Source organism: Azovibrio sp. (assembly GCF_049658005.1).
GTDB lineage: Bacteria > Pseudomonadota > Gammaproteobacteria > Burkholderiales > Rhodocyclaceae > Azovibrio.
Map to the genome: position 1 here is coordinate 71,738 of NZ_JBASOH010000050.1, position 13,016 is coordinate 84,753.

Consider the following 13,016-nt stretch of genomic DNA (forward strand, 5'->3'; position numbering starts at 1 on the left):
TTCAGTTGAACAAGCGCAGGGCCAGCGCCCCCCCGGCGGGAATGCCCTGCGCCTCCATGGCCGCCTGGGGCTTCACGACGTACTCCTGGCGGATGTGAAGCAGCTGGGGCTCGGCCAGGGGTTGGCGGTTGTCGTCCACCAGCACGCCATTGAGGGCTTCGGCAAAGCGTTTGGCCAATTCCACCATCTGGCTGTACACATGCAGACCTTTTGGCACCCTCGGCACATCGAGCAGGAACACCAGGCCGTGCGTGCTCAGATGCTTCAGGGTTTCCGCCGCAAAGCCGGTGGTTTCGAAATTCTGCAGCGAAAACAGGGGCCGGCCCTCATCGTCGCAACGCACATAACTCCCGTCCGGGGTCAGCGCCATGCCGGCAGACTCGGCCAGCGCGCGGATTTTGGTGCCTGCAAACGGTGTCCCCCGGCTGATCAGATTGATGCCGATCTGCATGTCCACACCGGCGCAAAAGCGGTCCAGTTGCTGCGCCTGATCCAGAGCCTGCTGGCCGGAAGGCATGTTGACCACGGCCATCAGTTCATCTGCCAAATGCTGCATGGCGGCGGAGAACAGCGCAAAATCGCCGCCACTCACGGGGCCCTGGCGGTCCGCCAGTTGCAGGCCTACCCGCAGGCGACGATAGGCCGTCGGAGTTTCCGGCCCGATCATTTCCCAGGCACCCTGGCTGTCATTGAAACCGACCCAGTGCAGGGGTTTTTTCAAGCGGCTCAAGGCCTCCCGTTGGGAAGCCAGCACCTGGGGCGCGGGCACATGCTCCACCAGCTCCAGCACCGCGATGGCGTCGACCCGGGCAGAAAGCAGGCTGGCAGGCAGGGGCAGATCGAGGTTTTCCCGTTCTTCGGCGGCCACGGTTGCCGCTTCCCGATCCGCTGGCAGTCCGGACTCGGCAGGCGCATCCCCCGGCAGGACGGGTTCCAGGAAAGGTTCCGGCGGCCCTGCCTGCGGTGCCAGCCGCTGGGCGGGCGCGGCTTCCTCCGGCACGGCCCTGCCGGCTTCGGCCAGGCCCGGCTCACGCCAGACGGGTCCTGATTCCCGGGCCGGCGCTTCTGGTTTCGGCGCTTCTGGTTTTTTACCCAGCAGCACATCCTCGCCGGGCTGCTGGAAAACCCGCTCCACCACCTGGCGGTGCCGGCGTTCCTGCCACTTGTTGTAGCCAAATACGCCCAGCACGGCCACGCCGCCCAGGGCCAGAAGTCCCATCTGCAATTCATTCATCAGGCTGCTTCCCTCATCTTCAATGCTTCGGCGATGTCGACTTCCACAACGCGGGACACCCCGGATTCCTGCATGGTCACACCCACCAGCTGCTCCGCCATTTCCATGGCGATCTTGTTGTGGCTGATGAACAGAAACTGGGTCTGACCGGACATTTTCCTGACCATATGGCAAAAGCGTTCGGTATTCGTATCATCCAGGGGCGCATCCACCTCGTCCAGGAGGCAGAAAGGCGCCGGATTCAACTGGAACATGGAGAATACCAAAGCAATCGCCGTCAGGGCCTTTTCGCCGCCGGAAAGAAGGTGGATCGTGGAATTTTTCTTGCCCGGCGGCTGGGCCACCACCTGCACCCCGGCATCGAGAATCTCATCCCCGGTCATCACCAGTTCCGCCCGGCCGCCGCCAAAGAGTTCCGGAAACAGCCGGCCGAAATGGCCATTGACGGTATCGAAGGTGCTCTGCAGCAGGTCCCGGGTTTCCCGGTCGATGCGGCGGATGGCATTTTCCAGGGTTTCCATGGCTTCCACCAGATCGGCCGCCTGGGCATCCAGATAGCCTTTGCGCTCCCTGGCGGCCTCCAGTTCCTGCAAGGCCGCCAGGTTCACGGCCCCCAGTTCGGCAATGGCTTTTTGCAGCCGGCCGATCTCCTGGGAGAGGGCCTGGGGCCGGGCATGTTGCAACGCGTCCTGGAACAGGCGCTCGTCAGTGCCCGCTTCCAGCAGCTGTTCCGCCAGCTGGGCCGCATTCAGATCGGCGGCTTGCTCCTTCAGCTTCAATTCGCCAATGCGGCTGCGCAAAGGTTCCAGCCCCTGTTCGATGCGCAGGCGCTGCTCTTCCAGGCTGCGCAAGGATTGGGTAGCCTGTTCCAGGGCGTCGCGCCGGGCCGCCAGTTCCAGTTCCTGGGTGCGGCGCTGCTCCAGGGCCTGTTGCAACTGCTCTTCGAAGTGCTCCGGCGGCACCTCCATGGCCTGAGTCCGGCATTCGGCCTGATCGCTCTGGAGGCGCTGCAACTGGCGCTGGGCCAGGGCCTGATTGGCAAAGATTTCCTGCAGCTTGCCCTCGCATTCCCGCTGGGAAAACTGGGCCTCGCGCAGCTCCCGCTCGAAGGCCGTCACCCGCTCCCGCTCGTCCCGCAGCGCCCGTTCGGCAGTTTCCAGACGGGCCCGGGCATCCCTGTCCTGATCCCGCAGTTCTTCCAGCTGTTCGCGCAACCGGGCCACCACTTCTTCGGCGCTGAATTCCCGCTCCTGCTCTTCTGCCGCCTCGGCTTCCAGATCGGTCATTTGCCCAACCAGACGTTCGCGCTGTTCGCGGTGGCGCTCCTGAGCCTGGGCAAGCTTCAGGGTTTCCACCTGCAGGGCGTGGAGACGGGACTGGGCATCGCCCTGCTCGCGCCGGGTCTGCTGCAGACTGGCCTGAAGGGCGGCCATTTCTGCCTCCAGTTCCGCCAGTTGTGCCTGGCCGCGGGCGGCTGCAGCGCGGAATGCCTCGATGTTGCCCCCCAGAGTCTCGATCTCCCGCTGCCGCTCCAGCAGGCCATGCTCGGCCTTGTCCGGGGCAAACAAGGTCAGACTGTGGCGCTCCACCAGATCGCCGCCGGGCGTGATGCAGCAATCCCCCTCCGACAGCTCCTGACGCAGATCCAGGGCTTCGGCCAGACTATTGGCCGTCCGCACCTTGCCAAGCCAGTCTGCCAGCAGCGCTTGCCAGGCGGGATCATCAACCGTGATCCGGGCCAGCAGGCTGCCCGCCGGGACAGGCCCGGGCGCTGCCTTTCCAGGCAGGCGCAAGGTGAGCTTGCTGCCGGGCCGGTCCTGAGCCCAGCCGGCCGCCTGTTCGGCAGAGTGGGCGGCAAGGGTGTTGAGCCGCTCCCGCAAAATGGCTTCCACGGCGACTTCCCAACCCGGCTCCACCTGCAGTTGCTTCCACAGGGGCTGGGCGTCGGCCAGGCCGTGCTGCTTCAACCACCCGGGCAGATTGCCGCTGTTTTGCACCCGGGCCTGCATCTGTTCCAGGGTGGCGCGCCGGGATTCGGCCCCGGCCATGTCCCGGCTGGCCTGCTGCAACACTTCCTGCAGGTTGCGCCGCCGGGTTTCCAGTTCAGGCAACGCGTCCTGGAGTTCCAGCAGCCGGGCCTGGGCTTCGGCCAGGCTGGCCTGCACGAAAGCCAGTTCCTCCTGCTTCGATTCCAGCTCCGTCGCATCCGGGGCCGCCTGGCGCTCCAGCTCCTGGGTCAGCCGCTCGCGGCGCTGGGCCAGGGCCTGGAGGCTGCGCTGGGCATGAGCCTTGTGGGTCAGTTCCACCTGCAGGCGCTGTTCGAGCAGGGCCATCTCTTGCCTGAAACGATCCACCTCGGCCTTGGCCTGTGCCTGCCGCTCTTCTGCCAGAGGCAGGCGCTCGGCCTGCATTTCTCCCTTGGCCTGCGCCTGCTCCAGACGCAGGGTGCTAAGTTCCTGCAATTCTTCCCAGCGCACCCGCTCCGTCGCGAGCTTTCCGGCCTGGCCCTGCCAGTGGCTCATTTCGCTTTCCAGTTGCGCCAGACGGGATTCGAGCTGCCGCCGGGATTCCTTGCGGTGGCGGATTTCCGCCTCCAGCCGGGCCACCTCGGCATTGACGGTGTAAAGATCGCTCTGGGCCTGATGTACCCCATCTCCGGCGGCAAAGTGGATTTCCCGCGCCTCTTCCAGGCGGGCTTCCGTTTCCCGCAGGGCCGCCATGGCCCCTTCCAGCTCGGTACTGGCCCGCTCCACTTCCAGGGACAGACGCTGCTGCTCGGCCCGGGCTTCGTTGCGGCGCCAAAGCCACAGGAGCTGCTGCTGCTTCACCAGGCTGTCGTGATAGTGCTGAAACCGGCGCGCCACCTCGGCCTGGCTTTCCAGCTTTTCCATCTGGGCACCCAGTTCCTGGCGGATGTCCTCCACCCGGATCAGGTTTTCCCGGCTGTCTTCCAGCCGTCCCTGGGTTTCCTTGCGCCGTTCCTTGTAGCGGCTCACCCCGGCCGCTTCTTCGAGAAACACGCGCAGATCATCGGGCCGGGCTTCGATGATGCGGGAGATCATGCCCTGGCCGATGATGGCATAGGCCCGCGGCCCCAGGCCGGTGCCCAGGAACAGGTCGGTGATGTCCTTGCGGCGCACTTTCAGGTTGTTGATGAAGTAGTCGGACGGTCCGTTGCGGGTCAGCACCCGCTTCACCGACAGTTCCGTGTACTGGCTCCACTGGCCCAGGGCGCGGCCCAGGGAATTGTCGAAGATCAGTTCCACCGAGGCCCGGGCCACCGGCTTTCTCTGGGTGGAACCGTTGAAGATCACGTCCTGCATCGACTCGCCGCGCAGTTCCGAAGCCTTGGACTCCCCCAGCACCCAGCGCACCGCATCCATGATGTTGGATTTGCCGCAGCCATTGGGGCCGACCACGCCCACCAGTTGCCCGGGCAGGGCCACGGAGGTGGGGTCGACAAAGGATTTGAAGCCGGCGATTTTGAGTTGGGTGAGGCGCATGAACAGATTTGAATGAATCGGCCCAGGCAGCCCGTCACGAAGGCCGCCTGGCGAGGGCGCGTATGATAACACCGGCGGGATGACAGGCCGGAGCGGGCCAGTATTTTCCGTGCCCATCGTCCAGACCGCCCGCCGCATCCACTGCGGCAGACAAATCCCGGTTGCCACGGCTAGAATGCCGCAATACCCAGTGGAAATGCCAGTGGAAATGCCAGTGAAAATGCCAGTGGAGGAAGGCCCATGCGAGACGCTCCCGACACCCAGAGCGAACGGGATGAACACTTTTTGCGCCACACCCTGGAACTGGCCCGACTCAATGTCGAGCGCGGCGATGGCGGCCCCTTCGGAGCCGTGATCACCCGCCATGGCGAGATCATCGCCGCAGGCTGGAACCGGGTGGTCGCCGACAAGGACCCCACGGCCCACGCCGAAATCCTCGCCATCCGGGCAGCCTGCCAGAAACTGCAGCACTTTCATCTCGAAGGCTGCACCCTCTACGCCTCCTCCGAACCCTGCCCGATGTGCCTGGCCGCCGCCTACTGGGCCCGGGTGGATCGCATCGTCTTCGCCAACGACCGGGAAGTCGCCGCCGCGGTCGGCTTCTGCGACGAAGCCCTTTACAGCGAACTGCAACGCCCGCCCCTGGCCCGGCAGATCCCCACGCTGCATCACCCCATTCCCGAAGCCAGCGCCCCCCTCAAAGCCTGGTTCGCCCGGCAGGACCGGATCGGCTACTGACCAAAGACTGACCAAAGACTTGCCCGACAGGGGGGGCGCGTCTATGCTTGCCGCCATTCCCGTTGCGGCCGGCCTCTGGATCACGCCAAGGCCGGCCGCACGCCGATGCAAACCGATGCAAGCCGGCACGAAGCCCATCCCGACGCTCGAAACCGCGCAAAACACAAGAAACAGCCAGGTCAGAACGGCCCAGGGGCTGTCCGTTCCCGGAGAACCGCATGAGCCTTTTCAGCAAGCTCACCCAGATGTTTGGACCCGCAAGCGTGCCGGAATCGGAAGAAGACGTCCTGCTGGCGCACACGATCGCCATGACCGACCCCCGCCTGGATTCGGTTCCCCATTACGCTGAAACCCTCCGCCCCCTGATCGACCACGCCCGGACTTACTACGAACAGAGCGTCAACACCCTGCCCGGCCCCGTCCGGCTCGACGGCGGCAGCCCCTTGCTGCCCCTGATTTTCACCAGCCCTGAAGACATGCGGGTGGGCCTGGGGCGCAGCCTCGAAGTCAGGCAACACTTGCCCGCACTGCTGGAAGAGGGCCACCCCCGACTTTGCGCCCTGCTTGCCTTGCGGACCCGCGCCCTGCCCGGCGCCAGGCAGTTCACCCTCACCGACCACACTTTCGGCAGCCTGGCCACCTCGCCGGATGGGGTACGGCTGAGCCTGCGGGATGCCGCCTTCGACAGCCTGCTCCAGGGCTTTGCCAACACCACCCATTACCGCCAGCAAAAGCTGGAGCTGATGCTGTCCCAGAAGGAATTGCTGCAAGCCGCAGCGGCCACGCACAAGGTGCACACTGCCGGGGTTTCCCAATCCATCGACGCCCATATTTACCGGGCCAACAAGGATCTTTCCCCGGAACGGGTCCTGCAGAATCTAGTCGAGTGGCTGGGCAATCCCGAACCCTTCTTGCGTCTGGAAAACCGCACCGGGCTCACCCTGAAGGCGGAGGACGAGGCGGCCACGGTCATCCACCTGCCCCAGCTGTCTTGCCAGGATCGCCGCCAATGGCTGGTGTGCCTGGCCGAATTCCCGGCCGAAATGGCCAGTGCCGCCCTGGCCCGGGAAACTCACCCTCATCGTTTCATCATGATCTGAGCAATTTCTGCTTGCGAAAGAGGGACGCTTTTCGGGGATAATCCGCCCCTTCCCTTTGCCCATGCCGCGACCGTGAATCCCCATCTCGCCCGACTCCAGCCCTACCCCTTTGAAAAACTGCGCGCCCTCTTTGCCGGCGTCACCCCCAACCCGGCCTATCGGGAGATCAAGCTTTCCATCGGCGAGCCGCAGCACGCCACCCCACCCTTCATCATGGAGGCCCTGGCCGCCAGCCTGAAGGGGCTGGCCCACTACCCCGCCACCCTCGGCAGCCCCGCCCTGCGCCAGGCCATCGCCGCCTGGACCCGGCGCCGCTACGACCTGGAACTCGACCCGGAGACGGAAATCCTGCCGGTCAATGGCTCCCGGGAAGCCCTGTTTTCCTTCGCCCAGGCGGCGATCGACGGTAGCCGCCCGGCGCCGCTGGTCGTAAGCCCCAATCCCTTCTACCAGATCTATGAAGGGGCCGCCTACCTCGCCGGGGCCGAACCCCGCTTTCTCAACACCCTGCCGGAGAACGGCTTTGCCTTCGACCTCGATGCCCTGACGCCGGAGGAATGGGCGCGGGTGCAGCTTTTTTATGTCTGCTCCCCCGCCAACCCCACCGGCAAGGTGCTGAACCTCGAGGACTGGAAGAGCCTCTTTGCCCTCTCGGAGCAATACGGTTTCATCATCGCCTCCGACGAGTGCTATTCGGAAATCTACTTCGATGAGGCCCATCCCCCGCTCGGCGCCCTGCAGGCGGCGAAGCTGCTGGGCCGGGGCATGGAGCGGCTGGTGATGTTCTCCAGCCTCTCGAAGCGCTCCAACGTGCCGGGCCTGCGCTCGGGCTTCGTCGCCGGCGACCGGGAACTGCTGCAGCGTTATCTGCTCTACCGCACCTATCATGGCTGCGCCATGGCCCCGCCGGTCCAGGCTGCTGCCGTGGCGGCCTGGAATGACGAGGCCCATGTGCGCGACAACCGTCGCCAGTACCGGGAAAAGTTCGCCGCCGTGACGCCGCTGCTCACCGCAGTGCTGGAGACCGGCATGCCCGACGCGGGTTTCTACCTCTGGGCCCGGACCCCGGTGCCCGACACCGACTTCGCCCGGGATCTGCTCGCAGCCTATAATGTCGTCGTTTTACCGGGCAGTTTCCTCGCCCGGGCATCCGGCGGCGTGAACCCTGGTGCCCACTTCGTCCGCATCGCCCTGGTGGCGGGACTGGCAGACTGCCTCGAAGCCGCCGGACACATTTCCCGATTCATCCAATCACACCAAAAACCAGAAACCAAAAACCAAGAACAAGGAACTCAAAAGTGAGCGTTACCGTGAACATCAAGCCCAGCCATCAACATCCCCTGCAGCCCGTGATCGAGGATCTGTGGGAGCGTCGCAGCGAACTCACGCCCCACGGCGACCAGGAAAAGATTCACTCCATCGAGCAGATCCTCTGTGAACTGGACAACGGCCATCTGCGCGTCGCCGAGAAGATCGACGGCCAGTGGACCACCCATCAGTGGGTCAAGAAAGCCGTGCTGCTCTATTTCCGCACCCACGACAACGAACGCATGAAGGCCGGTACCACCCGTTATTATGACAAGGTGCCCACCAAGTTCGAGGACTACTCCAAGGAAGACTTCCGCCAAGGCGGCTTCCGGGTCGTGCCTCCCGCCATCGCACGGCATGGCGCCTTCCTGGCCAAGAACGTGGTGCTGATGCCTTCCTACGTGAACATCGGCGCCTACGTCGATGAAAACACCATGGTGGATACCTGGGCCACGGTCGGTTCCTGCGCCCAGATCGGCAAGAACGTGCATCTCTCCGGCGGTGTCGGCATCGGCGGTGTACTGGAGCCCCTGCAGGCCAACCCCACCATCATCGAGGACAACTGCTTCATCGGCGCCCGCTCCGAAATCGTGGAAGGGGTGATCGTGGAAGAGAACTCCGTAATCTCCATGGGCGTGTTCATCAGCCAGTCCACCAAGATTCTCGACCGGGCCACCGGCGAGATCAGCTACGGCCGCATTCCTGCCGGTTCCGTGGTGGTATCCGGCAATCTGCCCGCCAAGGATGGCAGCCACAGCCTCTACTGTGCCGTGATCGTCAAGAAGGTGGACGCCCAGACCCGGGCCAAGACCAGCATCAACGACCTGCTGCGCGACTGAATCGATTCATCAGCCTCAAACCCACTGGCGGAGATACTTCCATGATCCTGGACAAACTTTTCCAACTCATGTCCGAAAAGCAGGCTTCCGACCTGTTCATCTCCGCCGGCACCTCCATCCACATCAAGATCCAGGGCAACACCCTGCCGGTGAACCAGCAGGTCATGACTCCGGACATGATCGAAAAAATCGCGCAGGAGCTGATGTCCCCGGAACAGGCCGAAACCTTCGAGGCCGAGCAGGAGATGAACCTCTCCTTCGGCGTGCCGCAGGTCGGCAATTTCCGGGTCAACATCTTCCGTCAGCGTAATTCCATCGGCATCGTGGTGCGCTTCATCCTGGGCAACATCCCGGACCTTACGACCCTCGGGCTACCCCCCATCCTGGCCGAGCTGATCATGGAAAAGCGGGGCCTCATCCTGATCGTGGGCTCGACCGGCTCGGGCAAATCCACCACCATCGCCTCGATGCTGGACTACCGCAATGCCAATCGCAGCGGCCACATCCTCACCATCGAGGACCCTATCGAATTCCTGTTCAAACACAAGAAATCGGTGGTCAACCAGCGCGAACTGGGGATGGACACGCGCGACTGGCAATCGGCCCTGAAGAACGCCATGCGCCAGGCGCCCGACTGCATCCTGATCGGCGAAATCCGCGACCGGGAAACCATGCAGGCGGCCCTGGCCTACGCCCAGACCGGCCACCTCTGCCTGGCCACCCTGCACGCCAACAACAGCTATCACGCCTTGAACCGCATCATCAACTTTTTCGCCCTGGAAAACCGTCCAGCCCTGTTCCTCGACCTGGCCACCAGCCTGCGGGCCATCATCTCGCAGCGTCTGGTGAAGAAACCGGATGGCAAGCGCATTCCCGCGGCCGAAGTGCTGCTCAACACCCGCCACATCAGCGAGCTGATCGAACGGGGCGAGGTTTCCGCCATCAAGGAAGCCATGGAGCAGACCATGGCCCCGGGTTCGCAGACCTTCGAGCAGGATCTGTTCCGCCTCTACCGGGACGGCATCATCACCCTGGACGAAGCTCTGGCCAACGCCGATTCGCCCACCAACCTGTCCTGGCTGATCAACAACTCCGATCTCGATACCGGCCCCGGCAAGGAAGACAAGAAAAAGAAGACCGAAGGAGCGCTTGAATTCGAAGCCGATACCGAAAACGGCACTTCCTTCAAGGAATTCACCCTCTCCCTGAACGACGACGCCGGCCAGCCCTGAAGCCCTGCCCTGAAGCCCTGCCCTGAAGCTCAGCCCTGAACCTATCCGCCCTCGCCCATGACCCTCGCTGCCCCCCAGAATCCCACCCAGAATCCCACCCTGGCGCTTGCCCAGGCCCTGCTCGCCTGTCCCTCCCTCACCCCTGCCGACGGCGGCTCGCTGGAATTGATCCGGGCCCGCCTCGCCCCCCTGGGCTTCGCATTTGAAGCCATGGACCGGGGCGAGACCCGCAATCTCTGGGCCCGGCGCGGCACGACCAGGCCGCTCTTTTGCTTTGCCGGCCACGTCGATGTGGTGCCCCCCGGCCCTCTGGAACAATGGACCTCCCCTCCTTTTCAACCTCAGCTGCGGCAGGGCCACCTCTACGGCCGGGGCGCCGCCGACATGAAATCGTCGATCGCCGCCATGATCGTGGCCGTCGAGCGTTTCCTCGCCGCCCAGCCCGGGCATCCGGGCTCGATTGCCTTTTTGCTCACCTCCGATGAAGAAGGCGATGCCCTGGACGGCACCCTGGCCGTGGTCGAGACCCTGCAGGCCCGGGGCGAGTCGCTCGACTACTGCATCATCGGCGAACCCACCTCGGTCGCCACCTTGGGCGACATGGTCAAGCACGGCCGGCGCGGCTCCCTCTCGGGCAAATTGAAGGTAAAGGGCATCCAGTGCCACATCGCCTACCCGGAAAAGGGCCGCAATCCCATCCACGAGCTGGCTCCGGCGCTTGCCGAACTGGCCGCCACCGTCTGGGACGAAGGCAACGCATCCTTTCCGCCCACCACCTGGCAGGTTTCCAACCTCCATGCCGGCACCGGCGCCAACAACGTGATTCCGGCTTATGTGGAACTCTTCTTCAATTTCCGCTTTTCCACCGCCAGCACCCCGGAAAGCCTGCAGCGGCGCCTGACCGCCATCCTGGATAAATACGGCCTCGAATACGAGATCGACTGGACCCTGGGCGCCCGGCCCTTCCTTACGAAGCCAGGCCGGCTCGCCGAGGCGGTGCGCGCCGCGATCCAGGAAGAAACCGGGCTCGTCACCGAGTTTTCCACCACCGGCGGCACTTCCGATGGCCGCTTTCTCGCCGCGATCTGCCCGGAGCTGGTGGAAGTGGGGCCGGTCAATGCCACGAGCCACAAGATCGACGAATGTATCGCCGTGGACGCCCTGCCCAGGCTCACCGGCATCTATCAACGCATCCTGGAAAAAATCCTTCATGTTTGAGCGCGCCCGCAACGAACTCCTGACGCTCAGGGACTGCCTGCGCTTTGCCGTCAGCCGCTTCAACGAGGCCGGCCTCTTTTTCGGCCACGGCTGCGACAATGCCTGGGACGAAGCCGTCTATCTGGCGCTTTCCAGCCTGCACCTTCCCCTCGACCAGCTCGAACCCTTCCTCGATGCCCGCCTCTTGCCCCAGGAGCGGGACATCCTGCTCGAGCTCTACCGGCGCCGGGTGGAGGAGCGGCTGCCCGCCGCCTACCTGACCCGGGAAGCCTGGCTGGGCGAACACCGCTTTTATGTCGATGAACGGGTGATCGTGCCCCGCTCCTTCATCGCCGAACTGCTAAACGAACAGCTCGCGCCCTGGATCGACGATCCCTGGCAGGTCAAAGCGGTCCTCGACCTGTGCACCGGCTCCGGCTGCCTTGCCATCCTCGCCGCCCTCAATTTCCCCGAAGCCCAAGTGGACGCCGTCGACATCTCGCCGGATGCCCTCGCCGTCGCCAGAAAAAACGTAGACGACTACCGGCTGCAGGCGCGGCTACGCCTGATCGAATCGGACGGCTTCAATGCCCTGGGCGAGGCACGCTACGACCTGATCCTCTCCAACCCTCCCTACGTGAACGCCGAATCGATGGCCGCCCTGCCGCCGGAATACCGGAAGGAGCCGCAACTGGCGCTGGGCTCGGGCCTGGATGGCCTCGATTTCACCCGCCGCATCCTGGCCCAGGCCAAGGCGCATCTCGAGCCGGGCGGCCTATTGGTGGTCGAAATCGGCCACAACCGCGCAGCGCTCGAAGCCGCCTATCCCGAGCTGCCCTTCACCTGGCTCGAAACCGCCGCCGGCGACCCGTATGTGTTCATGCTGCGCCGGGATGAACTCTGATTTTGCCGCCCGCCTGCTGCCTGGAATTTTCAGCTGCCTTTCGCTAGGCTAGTGGATGAGTCGCGTGTTTGCGCGCGATCTTCCCCATTTCCAAGGAGCCGCCATGGCCAGCATCCGCCCCCCTGCCGTCGCCGGCATGTTCTATCCGGCCGATCCGGACGAGTTGCGCCAGCAAGTCCAATCCCTGTTGGCCGCAGCCCGGTCCGACCCCCTCAACCAGCCACTGAGCGATCAACCCAAGGCCCTGATCGTGCCCCATGCGGGCTACCTCTACTCGGGTGCCACCGCCGCCCGGGCCTATGCCCTGCTCCAGCCCTGGCGCCAGATCATCCGCCGGGTGGTGCTGCTGGGACCCAACCACCGGGTCCCCTTGCGCGGGCTGGCGGCGCCATCCTGGGACGGGTTTGCCTCTCCCCTGGGCACGATCCCCGTGGACCAGAGCGCCCTGGCGCAACTCGAGGACCTGCCCCAGGTTCAGTGCAGCGACCCGCCCCATCTCCTGGAACATGCCCTGGAAGTGCAATTACCCTTCCTGCAATGCACTCTGGAGAATTTCCAGCTGGTGCCCCTGGTGGTCGGCCAGGCGGATGCAAGGGCGGTTGCCGAAGTCCTCGACCGGCTCTGGGACGGGCCGGAAACCCTGGTGGTGGTCAGTTCCGACCTCTCCCATTTCCTCCACGATAGCCAGGCCAGGCCCACGGACCAGCACACCGCCCAAGCCATCCTGACCCTGGAAGCCAGCCTCCGGGGCGAACAGGCCTGCGGCGCCATGCCCATCAATGGCCTGTTGCGCTCGGCCCGGCACCATCACCTGGAACCCCGCTGCCTGGAACTATGCAATTCCAGCCGCAGCACCGGCGACCGGGAGCGGGTGGTGGGCTACGGAGCCTTCGTCTTGCTACCGGAGCATAAATCATGACGCGGCACGATAATGACCCAAGCCCCCACGATGACCCAAGCC

At 64.5% G+C, this 13,016-nt stretch carries 10 protein-coding genes; 8 read left to right on the top strand and 2 right to left on the bottom strand.

Annotated elements, in window-relative coordinates; all coding sequences use genetic code 11:
• Position 1: 1 nt before the first annotated feature.
• Both WBH99_RS05465 and smc read right to left on the bottom strand, forming a co-directional pair.
• Positions 2-1,234, bottom strand: coding sequence for a cell division protein ZipA C-terminal FtsZ-binding domain-containing protein (locus tag WBH99_RS05465; RefSeq protein ID WP_424219100.1), 1,233 nt, complete (start codon positions 1,232-1,234; stop codon positions 2-4).
• A complete protein-coding gene (gene smc / locus WBH99_RS05470; RefSeq protein ID WP_424219101.1) occupies positions 1,234-4,737 on the bottom strand; it encodes a chromosome segregation protein SMC in 3,504 nt (1,167 codons plus the stop codon). Before smc ends, WBH99_RS05465 begins: the two co-directional genes overlap by 1 nt.
• 240 nt (positions 4,738-4,977) lie before the next feature.
• On the opposite strand from smc, the gene WBH99_RS05475 reads away from it, so the two are divergent.
• From WBH99_RS05475 to amrB, 8 genes are all read left to right on the top strand, one after another.
• Positions 4,978-5,475 (top strand): nucleoside deaminase, encoded by a 498-nt coding sequence (locus tag WBH99_RS05475; RefSeq protein WP_424219102.1) that lies wholly within the window; start codon positions 4,978-4,980, stop codon positions 5,473-5,475.
• A 218-nt stretch (positions 5,476-5,693) separates the two neighbouring features.
• On the top strand, positions 5,694-6,575 hold the full coding sequence (locus WBH99_RS05480; RefSeq protein WP_424219103.1) for a hypothetical protein: 882 nt from the start codon (positions 5,694-5,696) through the stop codon (positions 6,573-6,575).
• A 72-nt stretch (positions 6,576-6,647) separates the two neighbouring features.
• Positions 6,648-7,877, top strand: coding sequence for a succinyldiaminopimelate transaminase (gene dapC, locus WBH99_RS05485; RefSeq protein ID WP_424219104.1), 1,230 nt, complete (start codon positions 6,648-6,650; stop codon positions 7,875-7,877).
• Positions 7,874-8,722 (top strand): 2,3,4,5-tetrahydropyridine-2,6-dicarboxylate N-succinyltransferase, encoded by an 849-nt coding sequence (gene dapD, locus WBH99_RS05490; protein ID WP_424219105.1) that lies wholly within the window; start codon positions 7,874-7,876, stop codon positions 8,720-8,722. The genes dapC and dapD overlap by 4 nt, the downstream gene beginning before the upstream one ends.
• 41 nt (positions 8,723-8,763) lie before the next feature.
• A complete protein-coding gene (locus WBH99_RS05495; protein ID WP_424219106.1) occupies positions 8,764-9,954 on the top strand; it encodes a PilT/PilU family type 4a pilus ATPase in 1,191 nt (396 codons plus the stop codon).
• 57 nt (positions 9,955-10,011) lie between these two features.
• Entirely contained in the window at positions 10,012-11,172 is a 1,161-nt protein-coding gene (gene dapE / locus WBH99_RS05500; RefSeq protein WP_424219107.1) for a succinyl-diaminopimelate desuccinylase, read from the top strand.
• A complete protein-coding gene (gene prmB / locus WBH99_RS05505) occupies positions 11,165-12,055 on the top strand; it encodes a 50S ribosomal protein L3 N(5)-glutamine methyltransferase (protein ID WP_424219108.1) in 891 nt (296 codons plus the stop codon). Before dapE ends, prmB begins: the two co-directional genes overlap by 8 nt.
• 103 nt (positions 12,056-12,158) lie before the next feature.
• Positions 12,159-12,974 carry an AmmeMemoRadiSam system protein B gene (gene amrB / locus WBH99_RS05510; protein ID WP_424219109.1) on the top strand — a complete coding sequence of 272 codons (816 nt, stop codon included), beginning with the start codon at positions 12,159-12,161 and terminating at the stop codon, positions 12,972-12,974.
• The last annotated feature ends 42 nt before the right edge of the window (positions 12,975-13,016 follow it).

What these genes read in the sequence shown, in the direction of transcription:
- prmB (WP_424219108.1), top strand. Translation starts at nt 11,165, where the DNA reads ATGTTTGAGCGCGCCCGCAACGAACTCCTGACGCTCAGGGACTGCCTG.
- dapE (WP_424219107.1), top strand. Translation starts at nt 10,012, where the DNA reads ATGACCCTCGCTGCCCCCCAGAATCCCACCCAGAATCCCACCCTGGCG.
- amrB (WP_424219109.1), top strand. Translation starts at nt 12,159, where the DNA reads ATGGCCAGCATCCGCCCCCCTGCCGTCGCCGGCATGTTCTATCCGGCC.
- smc (WP_424219101.1), bottom strand. Translation starts at nt 4,737, where the DNA reads ATGCGCCTCACCCAACTCAAAATCGCCGGCTTCAAATCCTTTGTCGAC.
- WBH99_RS05475 (WP_424219102.1), top strand. Translation starts at nt 4,978, where the DNA reads ATGCGAGACGCTCCCGACACCCAGAGCGAACGGGATGAACACTTTTTG.
- WBH99_RS05495 (WP_424219106.1), top strand. Translation starts at nt 8,764, where the DNA reads ATGATCCTGGACAAACTTTTCCAACTCATGTCCGAAAAGCAGGCTTCC.
- WBH99_RS05465 (WP_424219100.1), bottom strand. Translation starts at nt 1,234, where the DNA reads ATGAATGAATTGCAGATGGGACTTCTGGCCCTGGGCGGCGTGGCCGTG.
- WBH99_RS05480 (WP_424219103.1), top strand. Translation starts at nt 5,694, where the DNA reads ATGAGCCTTTTCAGCAAGCTCACCCAGATGTTTGGACCCGCAAGCGTG.